This is a genomic window from Leclercia sp. W17 (assembly GCF_003336325.1).
GTDB lineage: Bacteria > Pseudomonadota > Gammaproteobacteria > Enterobacterales > Enterobacteriaceae > Enterobacter.
In genome coordinates this window covers 576,026-592,049 of the sequence record NZ_CP031101.1, presented here as the reverse complement: position 1 = coordinate 592,049, position 16,024 = coordinate 576,026, and the positions used below count along the sequence as shown (strand labels likewise).

The 16,024-nt window shown below is 56.3% G+C and carries 13 protein-coding genes and 1 other RNA gene; 4 read left to right on the top strand and 10 right to left on the bottom strand.

What is annotated here, in order from left to right; all coding sequences use genetic code 11:
- Window positions 1–39 precede the first annotated feature (39 nt).
- Complete coding sequence (gene yhaJ / locus DVA44_RS02995; RefSeq protein ID WP_103177135.1) at window positions 40–936, bottom strand: DNA-binding transcriptional regulator YhaJ; 897 nt, start codon at window positions 934–936, stop codon at window positions 40–42.
- Between the two features lie 105 nt (window positions 937–1,041).
- Here yhaJ and DVA44_RS02990 point away from each other — a divergent pair, with 105 nt between their 5' ends.
- Window positions 1,042–1,743 carry a pirin family protein gene (locus tag DVA44_RS02990; protein ID WP_114385692.1) on the top strand — a complete coding sequence of 234 codons (702 nt, stop codon included), beginning with the start codon at window positions 1,042–1,044 and terminating at the stop codon, window positions 1,741–1,743.
- Window positions 1,744–1,781: 38 nt separating this feature from the next.
- Here DVA44_RS02990 and DVA44_RS02985 read toward each other — a convergent pair whose 3' ends face one another.
- From DVA44_RS02985 to DVA44_RS02955, 7 genes are all read right to left on the bottom strand, one after another.
- Window positions 1,782–3,086: a serine dehydratase subunit alpha family protein gene (locus DVA44_RS02985; protein ID WP_114385691.1), complete on the bottom strand. Its 1,305-nt coding sequence runs from the start codon at window positions 3,084–3,086 to the stop codon at window positions 1,782–1,784.
- 21 nt (window positions 3,087–3,107) lie between these two features.
- Window positions 3,108–4,439 (bottom strand): amino acid permease, encoded by a 1,332-nt coding sequence (locus DVA44_RS02980; protein WP_114385690.1) that lies wholly within the window; start codon window positions 4,437–4,439, stop codon window positions 3,108–3,110.
- A 431-nt stretch (window positions 4,440–4,870) separates the two neighbouring features.
- An RNA gene (gene rnpB, locus DVA44_RS02975) (RNase P RNA component class A) lies at window positions 4,871–5,248 on the bottom strand.
- A gap of 32 nt (window positions 5,249–5,280) precedes the next feature.
- Complete coding sequence (gene garK / locus DVA44_RS02970; protein WP_114385689.1) at window positions 5,281–6,426, bottom strand: glycerate 2-kinase; 1,146 nt, start codon at window positions 6,424–6,426, stop codon at window positions 5,281–5,283.
- Between the two features lie 60 nt (window positions 6,427–6,486).
- Window positions 6,487–7,377 (bottom strand): 2-hydroxy-3-oxopropionate reductase, encoded by an 891-nt coding sequence (garR, locus tag DVA44_RS02965; protein WP_103824900.1) that lies wholly within the window; start codon window positions 7,375–7,377, stop codon window positions 6,487–6,489.
- A 31-nt stretch (window positions 7,378–7,408) separates the two neighbouring features.
- Window positions 7,409–8,179, bottom strand: a complete 771-nt coding sequence (gene garL / locus DVA44_RS02960) for a 2-dehydro-3-deoxyglucarate aldolase (protein WP_114385688.1) — start codon at window positions 8,177–8,179, stop codon at window positions 7,409–7,411.
- A gap of 15 nt (window positions 8,180–8,194) precedes the next feature.
- Window positions 8,195–9,529 carry an MFS transporter gene (locus tag DVA44_RS02955; RefSeq protein WP_114385687.1) on the bottom strand — a complete coding sequence of 445 codons (1,335 nt, stop codon included), beginning with the start codon at window positions 9,527–9,529 and terminating at the stop codon, window positions 8,195–8,197.
- 414 nt (window positions 9,530–9,943) lie between these two features.
- On the opposite strand from DVA44_RS02955, the gene garD reads away from it, so the two are divergent.
- Complete coding sequence (gene garD / locus DVA44_RS02950; protein ID WP_114385686.1) at window positions 9,944–11,515, top strand: galactarate dehydratase; 1,572 nt, start codon at window positions 9,944–9,946, stop codon at window positions 11,513–11,515.
- 126 nt (window positions 11,516–11,641) lie between these two features.
- Here garD and DVA44_RS02945 read toward each other — a convergent pair whose 3' ends face one another.
- Both DVA44_RS02945 and rsmI read right to left on the bottom strand, forming a co-directional pair.
- Window positions 11,642–12,622 carry a Fic family protein gene (locus DVA44_RS02945; protein WP_114385685.1) on the bottom strand — a complete coding sequence of 327 codons (981 nt, stop codon included), beginning with the start codon at window positions 12,620–12,622 and terminating at the stop codon, window positions 11,642–11,644.
- A 4-nt stretch (window positions 12,623–12,626) separates the two neighbouring features.
- Complete coding sequence (gene rsmI / locus DVA44_RS02940; protein WP_114385684.1) at window positions 12,627–13,490, bottom strand: 16S rRNA (cytidine(1402)-2'-O)-methyltransferase; 864 nt, start codon at window positions 13,488–13,490, stop codon at window positions 12,627–12,629.
- Window positions 13,491–13,552: 62 nt separating this feature from the next.
- On the opposite strand from rsmI, the gene DVA44_RS02935 reads away from it, so the two are divergent.
- Window positions 13,553–15,670 carry a penicillin-binding protein activator gene (locus DVA44_RS02935; RefSeq protein WP_114385683.1) on the top strand — a complete coding sequence of 706 codons (2,118 nt, stop codon included), beginning with the start codon at window positions 13,553–13,555 and terminating at the stop codon, window positions 15,668–15,670.
- A complete protein-coding gene (locus tag DVA44_RS02930) occupies window positions 15,628–16,023 on the top strand; it encodes a YraN family protein (RefSeq protein ID WP_103177148.1) in 396 nt (131 codons plus the stop codon). Before DVA44_RS02935 ends, DVA44_RS02930 begins: the two co-directional genes overlap by 43 nt.
- Window position 16,024 lies beyond the last annotated feature (1 nt).

Sequence of the window (16,024 nt, the reverse complement as noted above, 5' to 3'; positions counted from 1 at the left end):
TGCCCGGCGGCGCTGTGCTTGCCGGGCCTACAATAGACATTACTTCTGGGTAAAGAGCTTCTGGATCTCGCGCAGACACCAGGATTTGGCCTCGCCCATGCTGTCACGACGCCACGCCATAATAATATCCACTTCACTGGTGTACTCCGGGCTTACCACCCGCAGCCGCCCTTCGGCAATATCTTTCTCAACGAACGGATACGGCATGGTCGCCACGCCCAGCCCGGCCAGCAGCGCCTGACGCTTATCTTCCAGGGTGCTGACGGTGAGGCGCGGCTGTTTATCAAGCAGCTGAACGGTTAGTACCGGGCGCTCGCGGGCGGTATCGGCCACCGCCACGCCGCGGTATTTTACGCGGGTCACTTCCGACAGCGGCTCGGGTTCCTGATGAATCGGATGATCCGGTGCGGCGACATAGACATTCATCACGGTATAGAGCTTGCGGGAGTTGATTTCGGACGAGGAGCGGAAGTGCATATCCGGCGCGATCACGATATCCGCCCGGCCCTGCTCCAGGCGCTCCCACGCCCCGGCAAGCACCTCGGTGATAATAGAAAGCTGGGTATTGGCTTTTTCTGCCAGGCGATCCACCAGCGGATAGAGCGCAGTGGTGGGTACCAGCGCTTCGGTGACCAGCGTCAGATGCGTTTCCCAGCCGCGGGCCAGCGCTTCGGCGTCGGTGGTCAGTTTATCCGCCGCTTCCAGCAACACGCGCCCGCGCTCCAGCAGCATGCGGCCGACATTGGTGAATTTTGTTCGATGACCAGAGCGGTCAAACAGCACCACATCCAGCTCTTCTTCCAGTTTCTGCATGGTGTAACTCAGGGCAGATGGCACGCGCCCCAGTTCATCCGCTGCTGCGGCGAAGCTACCGCGTCGATCGATCGCGTCCATCACACGCAGTGCTTCAAGGGTCAATGCTCTCTCTTTAGCCATGGTGTTCTCATTCAGGAAATTTGAACATACCGGGCAGAATATCTGGCTAACAATGCAGCGTCCATACCTTTACCATTGTTTTAGTGTAAAGAGAGGTCAAGTTTTATGATTACGACAAGAACAGCTAAACAGTGCGGACAAGCCGATTTCGGTTGGCTGCAGGCCCGCTACACCTTTTCCTTTGGACACTACTTTGACCCGAAACTGCTGGGCTATGCCTCTTTACGTGTACTGAACCAGGAGGTACTTGCACCCGGAGCTTCGTTCCAGCCGCGTACCTATCCAAAAGTGGATATCCTGAACCTCATTCTTGAAGGCGAAGCAGAGTATCGCGACAGCGAGGGCAACCACGTCCAGGCGAAAGCCGGTGAAGCATTGCTGATAGCCACCCAGCCAGGTATCAGCTATAGCGAGCATAACCTCAGCAAAGATAAGTCGCTGACGCGGATGCAACTGTGGCTGGATGCCTGCCCGGAGCGGGAAAATCCGCTGCTCCAGAAGATCGATCTGCTGGATGCCAAACAGCAGCTGCTGGCCTCGCCGGATGGTAGCGCAGGCAGCCTGCAGCTCCGCCAGCAGGTGTGGCTGCATCATATCGAGCTGGATAAAGGGGAGCGCCTGAGTTTTCAGCTGCACGGCCCGCGCGCCTACCTGCAATCTATTCACGGTACGGTACATGCGCAAACGCCCGCTGAGGAGCGCGAAGCGCTGACCTGCGGAGATGGTGCGTTTATTCGCGACGAGGCGAATATCACCCTGCTGGCTGACACGCCGCTGCGTGCGCTATTGATCGATTTGCCGGTCTGAACCACCGGCCTCTCCCCGTACAAGGAGAGGCCGTTATTTCAGGCAACTTTCTCCGCCATGATCTCAATGATCTGTTTATCCGTTGCCTGCATTGAACGGCATGCGAGTGAGCACAGATTGGCGATGGACTGTTCAACATCGTGCGCCACGATCCCTTCGTTGCCGGTCACGGCGCAATCATCAAGCGCCATCATTACCGATTTCCAGGCACTGCTGACGCTGGTTGAGACTTTCATCGCGCAGCTGTTCGATGCTCCATCGCAGATCATTCCGCTGACGTCGCCAATCATACTGCTGATTGCCATCTCAATCGCCTTATAGCCCCCGTCCAGCAGCCATGCCATACCGGCTGCTGCGCCCATGGCCGCGGTCGTCGCAGCGCACAATGCAGACAGGCGAGGAAGCTGGTAATGGATATAAATGGCCGACAGGTGCGAAAGCATCAGCGCCCGCGCCAGTTTTTCCTCGTCAGCCTGGAGATATTCCGCCACGACCAGAACTGGCATCGTTGCCGTGATCCCCTGATTACCCGAGCCGGAATTGCTCATGGCGGGCAGTGTCGCGCCGCCCATTCGGGCATCTGACGCGGCGCTGGTGCGGATGATTATCTCCGATCCTAACCCTTGGTCGATAAAGCCACGCGCCTGCTGTCTATGCAACGTCGCGCCAATATGGAGTCCCCATTTGCCGGTTAATCCCTCCCGGGAGAGCGCGTCGTTTAGATGCCCGGCTTCCAGGATAAAACGAATGGCGGAAAACGGAACCTGCTCAACAAACTCCAGGATCTGCGACAGCGACGTGTTCGACAGAACCCTCAGCGGATCGCCGCCAGAGCACTGCGGCTGCTCATCCAGCATAAAGCGTGTTTCGCCCTGATAGCTGATCTGTACGACCCGCGTATGCCCTCCCGCAATGGTGACGCTTGCCGATTCCGCCCCGGCATAGACAGTGGCGCGGGAATAGAGGATGTCGTCGCAGGGTTGCTGCAGTTTTACCTGCACGTTTCCTGCCGCCAGTAACGCTTTAGCGCGGGCAATCGCCTCGGGCGAAGCATCTTTTAACACCTCCAGCCCGCCCCGGGGATTACCCCCAATCGCCCCCAGCGCAGCCGCAACAGGCAGGCCAACCATGCCGGTACCCGGTACCGTTACACCCAGCCCATTTTTCATTAAATTCGGTGAAACCCACGCCTCAATTTGCGTAATGTCTCCGCTTAATTGTTCAGCCGCAATGGCACAGGCCAGCGCCAGCGAGACAGGCTCTGTACATCCCAGGGCAGGTTTAACCTCTTCCTGCACCGCGTGAATAAACAGGTTCCATAGAGGGTTTATTTGCTCAGACATCGTTACGACCTTTATTGCACATCAGGAAAAAGCGAGGAAAGGAGAAACACAAAGCAGTAGCCCGGTGATAATAATAATCACCAGCGACACGCCTTTGTATTTATGCAGCGCAGGGACCTTGTAGACCAGCCACGCCGGAATTAAACAGCCCACCATGCCGAAAATAGGGCTGCAGATAGAGGTGAAACTCAGCACAGGCGCGTTTAATACAATGGCGCTCCAGGCAAGCAGTATGGCAAACACCATAATGCCGCGCTGTACGGTGGATTCATTGATTTTATCCGCCGGCAATTTGCGGCGCAGGATATTCATCACGATGCCTTGCGTCGCTTCTCGAAAGCCGAGATAGACGCCAAAGAAAGCTGTCATTACAGCGAAGATATTCAGAATAACGCTGACGATTTTTACCCAACCCGCGCCATCACCGCTAATAAACTGCGCAGCAATTGCCAGGGCGGAAATATTCTGTTCATAGGCTTTGACCGCTTCCTCATGCCCCATCGCCAGGGTAAAAGAGACCGCGTAGAAAAAGACCGTCACAAACAGAATGCCAAACGCGATATTCATTGCCCGCAGGGCTTTGTACCGTGCCACTTCGATCGATTTTGCACGGGAGCGGTAGGAGATCACCATTGGGCTTAGGGTCTGAATAAACAGAATGGAGGTGAGAGTAAACGGCAGGGTAATAATGGCATTCTTGATCAGCAGCCCCATCGGCGGCAGCGCGCCAACATTATAGAGGTGCCACATGCCAATCATTGAGACCCCCAGTGCCGCCACCACCAGCAGTTTGGTGAGCACCATCAGGCTGGAGACTTTAAACAGCAGTTTTTCACCCCGGGATGAGATCGCCACCAGGATACAGATCAGTAATAAGCCATAGAACGGGTTTTCTGACAGTAAACCGTCCGTCACGCCGAAGGTATGCAGATAAGAGGCGCTGTCATTGGTGATCGCCGTGGAATAAACAAACATCCAGATAACCAACATGACAAAATAGAGTGCCCCTAACAGAATGCCCCAGTTTTTACCCAGATAACCGCTGATCACGCTCGGATAATCTTTGCACTCCGGCGATTCCGCCAGCGTATTAATAAACAGGCGCTGAAAGAGATACATCGCCGGATAACCAATGATGGAAGAGAGCAGAAAAACCCACAGGCCCATTAATCCCACCTGGACCGGGAGAAAAACAATACCGGCACCGATTGCCATGCCGATACTCATGATTATCCAACCGGTATCATTGCTGTCGAATTTAATTGCTTCTTGCCATTCACTCTCGCTCATTCCAGCCCGTCTTGCTGCCGGTGAGTCGTTCACAATTACGCTATTATTTGTCGCCGTATCCATTAGGCTCTCGCTTATTTTGTAGGGTAACCAGTTATTTTTTATGGATATCTGCTCATCAGCGATAATGAGCCAGAGAGGTGCAGGCGTTTGTTATTGGTGTGGAAATATCATATCCGGAGAGGAAGAGAAAAAAATCACAACGTTAGTGTGGTTTTTGACTGAAAAAGGAAAAAATTACTCTTTTGAAAAAATAAGTGGGACGATTTTTCTCATTGTGACGCGCTTCAAGGAATAAACAACCCTCGACATGCGCGGGTTGTTGATCGCTGGTACGTGACTGACACCAGAAAGCAAAAACCCCGCCGAAGCGGGGTTTCTAAAGAGTTAAAGCTGACCGATAAGCCGCGTTCTTTTTGGTATAGCGTCGTTGGACAGTCATTCATCTTACCGCCAAAAAGCAAAAACCCCGCCGAAGCGGGGTTTTATTAAAGAGTTGAAGCTGACCGATAAGCCGGGTTCTGTCGTTGGACAGTCATTCATCTAGGCCAGCAATCGCTCACTGGCTCAAGCAGCCTACCCGGGTTCAGTACGGGCCGTACCATGTGAACCCCTATTTGGCCTTGCTCCGGGTGGAGTTTACCGTGCCACGGACTGTTACCAGCCGCGCGGTGCGCTCTTACCGCACCCTTTCACCCTTACCTGATCCCACTTGCATGGGCCATCGGCGGTTTGCTCTCTGTTGCACTGGTCGTGGGTTTCCCCCCCAGGCGTTACCTGGCACCCTGCCCTATGGAGCCCGGACTTTCCTCCCCTCCGCCCGTCTCCCCCGAAAGGGACGACGACGAAGCGGCGACTGTCTGGTCAGCTTCGGCGCGCAGTATAGAGGGTTTGCGCCCCGCTGTCACCCTTCGGTGAGCATCCCTACCCGCAGGGTGGCGGCAATATTGCGCGAGGCGCGATAAATATTGTCAAACGCGCCGCGGAACGCCTCTTCCAGGGTGCTGATACTGGTCAGGACGCTGAACACCGCGTCGATGCCATATTGATGAACCACCCCGACATCGCTGGTCAGGCTGCCGGCAATGCCGATGACCGGCTTGCGATATTTACTGGCGACGCGCGCCACGCCCACCGGCACTTTGCCGTGAATACTTTGACTGTCCAGGCGTCCTTCGCCGGTCACCACCCAGGTGCAGTCATGAATATGCTCTTCGAGATTCAGCGCCTGGGTGACAATTTCGATGCCGCTCTTCAGCTCCGCACCGAGGAACGCCATCAGCGCGGCGCCCATGCCGCCTGCCGCACCCGCGCCAGGGACATTTTTGACATCAATACGCAGCGCGGTATGAATCACATCGGCATAGTGGGAAAGATTGTTGTCGAGCTCGACGATGTTGGCTTCTGTTGCCCCTTTCTGCGGGCCGAAGATGCGGGAGGCACCCTGCTCACCGATCAGCGGATTGCTCACGTCGCAGGCCACCCGTATCGCGCAGGTTTTGAGACGCGGATCGAGAGCCGAAATATCAATATTGTTCAGCGTCATCAGGCTACCGCCGCCGTGGCCAATCTCGGTGCCGTTGGCATCGGTCAGTTTTGCCCCCAGCGCCTGCACCATCCCTGCGCCGCCGTCGTTGGTGGCGCTGCCGCCAATCCCGATAATGATATTGCGCGCGCCCTTATCGAGTGCCGCGAGGATCAGCTCGCCCGTCCCGCGGGAGGTGGTAATCAACGGGTTGCGCTGTGCCGGAGGAACCAGTGCCAGTCCGCTCGCCGCCGCCATCTCAATAAACGCCGTCACGCCATCGCCGGAGATCCCCCAGCAGGCATTGACACTTTCGCCCAGTGGCCCCGTCACTACTGCATGCTGCATCGTGCCATTGGTGGCGGCAACCATCGCTTCAACCGTGCCTTCCCCGCCATCCGCAACGGGAACCGAAACATACTCTGCATCGGGAAAGATCTCCCGAAAGCCTTTTTCTATCGCCTGCGCTACCTCGGTGGCAGACAGGCTTTCTTTGTAAGAGTCAGGGGCAATTACGATTTTCATAGTTATAGCCTGTTACCGCTTGAGGCAAAAATAGCGGGCGCGTTCCCGCGCCCGTCTTTGTTAGCGAGAGACTTCCACTTTCGCCAGTTTTTCGTAATAGCAGGCAATGGCGCTGTGGTCGGCCGTTCCCAGCCCGTCGGCACGCAGGGCCTGCATCATCTCCATCACCGCCGCGGTCAGCGGTAGCTGGGCCCCCACGCCGTGAGAGGTATCCAGCGCGTTCGCCAGATCCTTGATGTGCAGATCGATACGGAAGCCTGGCTTGAAGTTACGATCCATCACCATTGGCGCTTTGGCATCCAGTACGGTGCTGCCCGCCAGGCCGCCACGGATCGCCTGATACACCAGATCCGGGTTAACGCCCGCTTTGGTCGCCAGGGTCAGGGCTTCAGACATCGCGGCGATGTTCAGGGCCACAATCACCTGGTTTGCCAGCTTGGTGACGTTACCGGCGCCAATCTCACCGGTGTGCACCACGGAGCCAGCCATCGCTTTCATCAGGTCGTAATATTTGTCGAAGATGGCTTTGTCACCACCCACCATCACAGAGAGGGTGCCGTCGATAGCTTTCGGCTCGCCGCCGCTCACCGGCGCATCCAGCATGTCGATGCCTTTTGCTTTTAACGCCTCGCTGATTTCACGGCTGGCCAGCGGCGCAATAGAGCTCATGTCGATCAGCACAGTGCCCGGTTTGGCCCCTTCGATGATGCCGCCTTCGCCCAGCGCCACCTCTTTAACGTGCGGGGAGTTTGGCAGCATGGTGATGATCACATCGCACTGCTCAGCAATGGCCTTTGCCGTGGCGGCGGTCTCTGCGCCTGCGGCGATCACTTCGGCAATGGCTTCCGGGTTACGGTCTGCAACCACCAGTGAGTAACCTGCTTTGATGAGGTTTTTACTCATTGGTTTACCCATGATACCCAGGCCAATAAAACCAACTTTCAGTGTCATAATTGCGTCTCTCTTTATTCAGTGGTGGTGATTATTTCTTGAAGGAATCCGCTAACTTCTGGGTGGCGGAGCGGAACACGCCAAGATCGCTGCCGACGGCAACAAAGGTTGCGCCCCACTCCAGATAACGGCGGGCATCAGCCTCGACCGGCGCCAGAATGCCGGACGGCTTACCGTGCGCTTTGGCGCGGGCAAAGATATGTTGGATGGCGCGCTGCACTTCCGGGTGATTCGCATTACCCAGATGACCAAAGGCGGCCGCCAGGTCGCTTGGACCGACAAAGATGCCGTCTACGCCGTCAATGGCGGCGATGGCATCGACGTTATCCACGCCCTGCTGGCTCTCAATCTGCACCAGGATGGTGATGTTTTTGTTCGACTGGGCGAGGTAGTCCGGCACGGTGCCAAACATGTTGGCGCGATGGGAGACCGAGACGCCGCGAATGCCTTCTGGTGGATAGCGGGTGGAAGCCACCGCCTGCACCGCCTCTTCGACGTTTTCCACAAACGGGATCAGGAAGTTATAGAAACCAATATCCAGCAGGCGCTTGATGATCACCGGCTCATTGGTCGGCACGCGAACCACCGGTGCGCTATGGCTGCCTTTCAGCGCCATTAGCTGCGGGATAAAGGTGGTGACGTCGTTCGGCGCATGTTCACCGTCCAGCACCAGCCAGTCAAAACCTGCCAGTCCCAGCACTTCGGTGCTGATTGGGCTTGCCAGCGCGGACCAGCAGCCGATCTGAATCTGATGTGCCGCGAGGGCCGCTTTAAATTTGTTCGGGAAAATATCGTTACTCATCGCTTATACCTTTGCTTATTTCTGCAATTCCATACGTTTGATGTCACCCACTACGAACAGGTAGCAGAACATCGCCATCAGCGCAGAACACCCTACGAACAGCAGTGCCGCGTTGAACGAATGCAGTTCACTGACCAGATAGCCAATCACCAGCGGAGTGACGATTGACGCTACGTTGCCAAAGACGTTAAACACACCACCGCACAGGCCAACAATCTCTTTTGGTGCGGTGTCAGATATGACCGGCCAGCCCAGGGCACCAAACCCTTTACCGAAGAAGGCCAGCGCCATCAGCGCGACCACCAGCGTGGTGTTGTTGGTGTAGTTGCACAGAATGATTGAGGAGGCCAGCAGCATACCCAGCACGATCGGCAGCTTACGCGCCAGGGTAATCGACTTGCCTTGCTTAATCAGGTGATCCGAGAATACGCCGCCCAGTACGCCGCCGGCAAAGCCGCACAGCGCCGGAATGGATGCCACCAGGCCCACTTTCAGAATCGACATCCCCTTCTCCTGCACCAGATAAATCGGGAACCAGGTGAGGAAGAACCAGGTGATGGTGTTGATAAAGTATTGCCCGAAAAATACACCCAGCATCATGCGGTTAGACAATAACTGTTTGATGTAATGCAGCTTCGGACCGCTGGCAGCTTTATCGCCTGGCTTTTTGTGGTCCATATCGACCCCCGCACCGCCCTCCTTAATGAACTTCAGCTCATCGGCGCTTATGCCTGGATGGTCGGTCGGGTTATGAATAAACTTCGCCCACATGCCGGTCAGCACAAAGCCAATCACACCCATTACGGTGAAAACATGTTCCCAGCCCCAGGCAAAGGTCAGCCAGCCGAGCAACGGGGAGAAGAGCGCCAGCGAGAAATATTGCGCGGCGTTAAAAATAGCCGATGCCGTACCGCGCTCTTTGGTCGGGAACCAGGCCGCTACGATACGGGCGTTAGCCGGGAAGGATGGCGCCTCGGAGAAGCCGAGCATAAAGCGCATAAAGAACATCGAAACGCCCGCCCACGCCAGCGGGAAGAGATCGACAAACCCCTGCAGGAAGGTGAACAGCGACCAGAAGAAGAGACTGTAGGTATAGACCTTTTTTGAGCCGAATTTGTCCAGCAGCCAGCCGCCGGGGATCTGCATCAGCAGATAGGCCCAGCCGAAGGCGGAGAAGATGTAGCCCATCGACACGGCGCTTAATTGCAGCTCTTTGGCGACTTCCGTACCGGCAATAGAGAGCGTGGCGCGGTCAGCGTAATTGACCGCAGTAACAATAAAAATGATGAGTAATATTAAATAACGGGTGGGGACACCCTTTTTAGTTTCAACGGTAGTATCCAGCAACATATTTATTTCCTCTGGTACATCAATGAAATTATTTTTATTGTTTTAAGAAAGAGGCAATCCTGATTATTTTGCTAATTAGAGATAATTGCGGTTAATTAACCGAATCCATGAAAGCGTTAATGAGTATAATCAAGCGCCCACCACCACGCATTGTGGCATTGCTCAATTATAAATTTCATTGTGAATATTATTTTGAGCATATGCACAAACCCTTGGGCGCTGATGCACAGATTTCGCCATTGCTCCCCTTATGGGCAGGCCACCGTCACAAATGAGTGATCGCGATCACATTATTAATTCCCCATGCCTGACATTCTTTATTCCACTGAGCAGAGTCTTTATTTTTTATAACAAGAAAATATAGGTACTCTTTGATCAATTAATTATCCCCCACGCGCTGGAGAATACTGGACAATGGCCGACATCGAAATTCGTCAAACGTCGCCGACCGCGTTTTATATTAAGGTACATGAGACCGATAACGTGGCGATTATTGTTAACGATCAGGGGTTAAAAGCCGGAACGCGTTTCCCGGACGGACTTGAACTCATCGAGCATATTCCACAGGGCCATAAAGTGGCGCTGGTGGATATCCCGGCGCAGGGCGAAATCGTGCGTTACGGCGAAGTCATCGGCTACGCCGTGCGCGCCATCCCCCAGGGCAGCTGGATTGATGAGTCGCTGGTTGCCCTGCCGGAAGCCCCGCCGCTGCACACCCTGCCGCTGGCCACCCGCGTACCGGAGCCGCTGCCTGCGCTTGAAGGCTACACTTTTGAAGGTTATCGCAATGCGGACGGCAGCGTCGGCACCAAAAACCTGCTCGGCATCAGCACCAGCGTGCATTGCGTGGCGGGTGTGGTCGATTATGTGGTGAAGATCATCGAACGCGATCTGCTGCCAAAATACCCCAACGTCGACGGCGTGGTGGGTCTGAACCACCTTTACGGCTGCGGCGTGGCGATCAATGCTCCGGCGGCAATTGTCCCTATCCGCACCATTCACAATATCGCCCTGAACCCGAACTTCGGCGGCGAAGTGATGGTTATCGGCCTCGGCTGCGAGAAGCTGCAACCCGAAAAGCTGCTCCAGGGCACCGAAGATGTGCAGGCGATCCCGATGGATGATGCCAGCATCGTGCGTCTGCAGGACGAGCAGCATGTCGGCTTCCGGTCGATGGTGGATGACATTCTGCAGGTCGCAGAGCGCCATCTGGCAAAACTGAATCAGCGCCAGCGTGAAACCTGCCCGGCCTCTGAGCTGGTGGTGGGGATGCAGTGCGGCGGCAGCGACGCCTTCTCGGGCGTGACCGCCAACCCAGCAGTGGGCTATGCCTCAGACCTGCTGGTGCGCTGCGGCGCCACGGTAATGTTCTCAGAAGTGACCGAAGTGCGCGACGCGATCCATCTCCTGACGCCGCGCGCCATCAACGAAGAGGTGGGCAAACGCCTGCTGGAGGAGATGGCCTGGTATGATAACTATCTCGACATGGGCAAGACCGACCGCAGCGCCAACCCGTCGCCGGGCAACAAGAAAGGCGGCCTGGCGAACGTGGTGGAAAAAGCCCTGGGCTCCATCGCCAAATCGGGCAAGAGCGCCATCGTTGAAGTGCTTTCCCCCGGCCAGCGCCCGACAAAACGTGGCCTGATCTACGCCGCCACGCCCGCCAGCGATTTCGTCTGTGGTACCCAGCAGGTGGCCTCCGGGATCACCGTCCAGGTCTTCACTACCGGTCGCGGCACCCCGTACGGCCTGATGGCGGTTCCCGTCATTAAAATGGCGACCCGTACCGAGCTGGCGAACCGTTGGTTTGACCTGATGGATATCAATGCAGGCACTATCGCTACCGGCGAAGAGAGCATTGAGGATGTAGGTTGGAAGCTGTTCCACTTCATTCTCGACGTGGCGAGTGGACGTAAGAAGACTTTCTCCGATCAATGGGGATTACATAACCAGCTGGCGGTATTTAACCCGGCACCGGTGACCTGAGTTTGCAGTAAACCTCTTTTAGCATGGCTTTGGCCATGCTTTTTTTTGCCTTTCGTTCTGGCAGATGCTCAACATTTCGAAGGTTTGCATATCAGAAGTAATATCGTCTGACGGGACAAGCGCAGCCTATCTTAAGACCTGCCAGTACCCACCTTTTCTGGCACCGACCCGTTGTACCTTACCCTTGCTTTGTAATGCGCTAAGGTAGCGTTCTACCGTACGGGAGGTTACACCGAGCATTGAGGCCAGGGTGGAAGCTGTCATCTTTGGCTGGGCAATCAAAAGTTGCAGGATGGCGTCCTCTTTTTCCGACATTTGTTCCGACATTTGTTCCGACAATGCATGCGGGGTTGAGATACTTTCACGCAGCGCATCGGCAAGATTTTGTAGCATAAATTCTACAAAAGCCGTGCAGTCGCTGGCTTTATCACACTGCCCAAGGATGGCGTAGTACCGCTCTTGCTGAAAGTGGATCAGCGTTTCCACCGGCAACCAGGCCAGCTCGGCACGCCAGTGGCTGAGGATAAGAGTTTGCCAGAGACGCCCCATACGGCCATTACCGTCGGCAAAGGGATGGATAAATTCAAATTCATAGTGGAATACAGAGCTGGCGATCAGCGGGTGCAAGTCTGTGGCATTAAGCCAGCCAAGCAGCTCATCCACCAGACGAGGTACCTGAGACGCAGGAGGTGCCATATGCACCAGTTGGTTACCACGATAGATCCCGACATCCCCCTGGCGCAGTTGCCCGGGATTATCTACGAGCCCCTTCATCAGGAGCCGATGGGCACTCAGCAAATCTTTCAGGCGACTGGCTTGCCAGATATTCAGGTGCTCGTAGGCCTGGATGGCGTTTCTGACTTCCTGAATATCTTTTGCCGGGGCCAGCACCCGCTTTCCATCCATAATTGCGGTCACCTGCCCGGTGGTCAGCGAATTATGCTCGATGGCTAACGACGCCTGGATAGTACGAATACGATTCTCTTTACGCAGCAGAGGTGAAGCTCGCCCCGTATAAGCAGCCCAGTGTCCCAGCAATTCTCCCGTTTCAACCACCAGATTAAGGATTGCAGACGTAATCGTAAAAGGCGGTTGATAACGGCTCACGAGCTTACTCTCCCTGCTGCTCCAGCGCATATTTATACAGCGCGTTCTTTTTCACGCCGTGGATCTCTGCTGCCAGCGCGGCCGCTTTCTTCAGCGGTAGCTCGACCTGCAACAGCGCGAGGGTGCGCAGGGCATCCGCAGGCAGGGCGTCCTCTTCGGCCTTGTGCCCTTCGACAATCAGCACCATCTCGCCCTTACGGCGGTTTTCATCCTCTTTCACCCATGCCAACAGCTCGCCAACCGGCAGGCCGTGGATGGTCTCCCAGGTTTTGGTCAGCTCACGGGCCAGCACCACGTAACGCGCCTCTCCCCAAACGGCGACCATGTCTTCCAGGCTCTCCAGCAGACGGTGGGTTGATTCGTAGAAGATCAGCGTGCGCGGTTCGGCTTCCAGCGCTTTCAGCACGTCGCGACGACCTTTGGATTTGGCGGGCAGGAAGCCTTCGTAGCAGAAGCGGTCAGACGGCAGGCCCGCCGCGCTCAGGGCGGCAATGGCGGCGCACGGTCCTGGCAGCGGTACGACGCGAATGCCCGCCTCGCGGCAGGTGCGAACCAGGTGATAGCCCGGATCGTTAATCAGCGGCGTGCCGGCATCGGACACCAGGGCGATGTTCTGCCCCTCTTTCAGCTTTGCCACCAGCGTCTCGGCCTTTTGCTGCTCGTTATGGTCGTGCAGGGCAAACAGGCGGGCATTAATGGCGAAGTGTTGCAGCAGCAGGCCAGTGTGGCGAGTATCTTCAGCCGCAATAAGATCAACGCTTTGCAATACGGTGAGTGCACGTTGGGTAATATCAGATAAATTCCCGATAGGAGTAGGTACAATATATAGCTGACCCTGAGAATTATCTGCCGTTTCGTGTTGTTTCATTGTTTCATCCGTATTGCCGATTTAATATTAAGCATTGCGTAAAAAATATCACTGGATACAGTATGGTACCCTTAACGTTTTTTCATAATAAAGCCACGCGCAGCCTTCCGCTGGTGCTGGCAGCCCTGTTCTTTGCAGGCTGTGGCACACAGGCGCCCGATCAAAGTGCTGCCCACATGGAGGGTACAGCCCAGGCTGACTCCGGCTTCTATCTGCACCAGATGGAGCAGAGCTCGAATGATACCAGGATCAACTGGCAATTACTCGCCATTCGTGCACTGCTGAAAGAGGGTAAAACCCAGCATGCCACCGATCTGTTTAACCAGTTGCCGCAGGATCTGACCGATACCCAACGTCGCGAGCAGTCGCTGCTGGCCGCAGAGCTGAAAATTGCGCAGAACGATGCTGCCGGCGCGAAGACTATCCTCGGCAATATCGACATTAGTGCGCTGGATAAAAATCAGCAGGCGCGTTTCTGGCAGGCCGGTATCGCTGCCGAGCAGGGTCGCCCTTCCCTGACGCTGCTACGGGCGTTGATAGCCCAGGAGCCGCTGCTCTCCGCTGCGGAAAAACAGAAAAATATCGATGCCACCTGGCAGACGCTCTCCGCCATGAATCCCGATCAGGCCAATGCGCTGGTGATTAACGCCGACGAGAATATCCTGCAGGGCTGGCTGGATTTGCAGCGCGTCTGGTTCGATAACCGCAACGATCCGAATATGCTGAAAGCCGGAATTAAAGACTGGCAAACCCGCTATCCAAATAACCCGGGCGCAACCATGCTGCCAACGCAGCTGGTTAATGTACAGAACTTCAAGCCAGCCTCCACCAGCAAAATCGCCCTGTTGCTGCCATTAGGTGGCCAGGCCGCCGTCTTTGGCCGCACGATCCAACAGGGTTTTGAAGCGGCGAGAAACGGTACTGCCGCCGTCGCGGGCAGCGCAGTTCCCGCCCAGGTTGCCCAGGCCGCTAATGCCGATGATGTGGTGAGCCCGTCCAGTGCCGAAACCAACGATCTGACCGCGACCCAGCCTGTCGCAGCTCAGCCAGGCTCGCTCCAGAATCCGGTGCAGGCCCCTGCCACTCCGCAGCCTGTCGCCGCGCCGGAAGGCAACGTGCAGGAAAGCAACGCGCAGGAGCCGGTGCAGACTCCGGTCACGTCACAAGAGACGCAGACCGTCGCCCAGCCACAGGCCATGGGTAATCCGTCTGCAGAGATAAAAGTGTATGACACCAGCAGCCAGCCGCTCGATCAGGTGCTGAATCAGGTGCAGCAGGATGGGGCCAGCATCGTGGTCGGCCCGCTGCTGAAAAACAACGTGGACGAGCTGGTGAGAAGCAACACCCCGCTGAACGTGCTGGCGCTGAACCAGCCGGAGCAGGTGCAGAATCGCCCGAACGTCTGCTACTTTGCCCTGTCGCCAGAAGACGAAGCCCGCGATGCGGCCCGCCATATTCATGAGCAAGGTAAGCAGGCTCCCCTGCTGCTGATCCCGCGCAGCCAACTGGGCGATCGCGTCGCTAACGCTTTTGCCCAAGAGTGGCAACAGCTGGGCGGTGGTATTGTTCTACAGCAGAAATTTGGCTCAGCCTCAGAACTGCGCGCGGGCGTGAACGGCGGAGCGGGTATTGCCCTCAGCGGTAGCCCGGTGACTGCCAGCCTGCCACAGCAGCAGAGCGTGACGATTGGTGGCCTGACTATCCCGGCTCCGCCAACGGATGCGCAGATCAGCGGCGGCGGTAACGTCGATGCGGCCTACATTGTGGCCACCCCGGAAGAGATCGCCTTTATCAAACCGATGATCGCCATGCGTAACGGCAGCCAGGCGGGCGTGTCGCTGTACGCCAGCTCACGCAGCGCACAGGGCACCGCAGGCCCGGACTTCCGTCTTGAGATGGAAGGGCTGCAGTACAGCGAAATCCCGATGCTCGCAGGGGCAAACCCAGAGCTGATGCAGCAGGCACTCAGCAGCGTGCGTAACGACTACTCGCTGGCGCGCCTGTATGCCATGGGCGTGGATGCCTGGGCGCTGGCGAACCACTTCACCCAGATGCGCCAGGTGCCGGGCTTTACCCTTAACGGCAACACCGGCGATCTCACCGCCACTCAGGATTGCGTGATTAACAGGAAGTTATCATGGCTCAAATACCAGCAGGGACAGATCGTTCCGGCCAGTTAACCCGCAAACAGACCGGCGACGCGCGCGAATTACAGGCGCGTCGCTGGCTTGAGCGCAAAGGACTGCGCTTTATCGCCGCTAACGTTCGCGGACGCGGCGGGGAAATTGACCTTATCATGCAGGACGGCCCGTCCATCGTGTTCATTGAGGTGCGCTACCGCCAGTCATCCCGTTACGGTGGGGCCGCCGCCAGCGTGACCCGGGCCAAGCAACAAAAATTGTTACACACCGCCCAGTTGTGGCTTGCCCGGCATAATGGCAGCTTTGACACTGTGGATTGCCGGTTCGATGTGGTAGCCTTCACCGGAAACGCCATCGAATGGTTCAAAAACGCCTTCGGCGAAGACGCGTAAA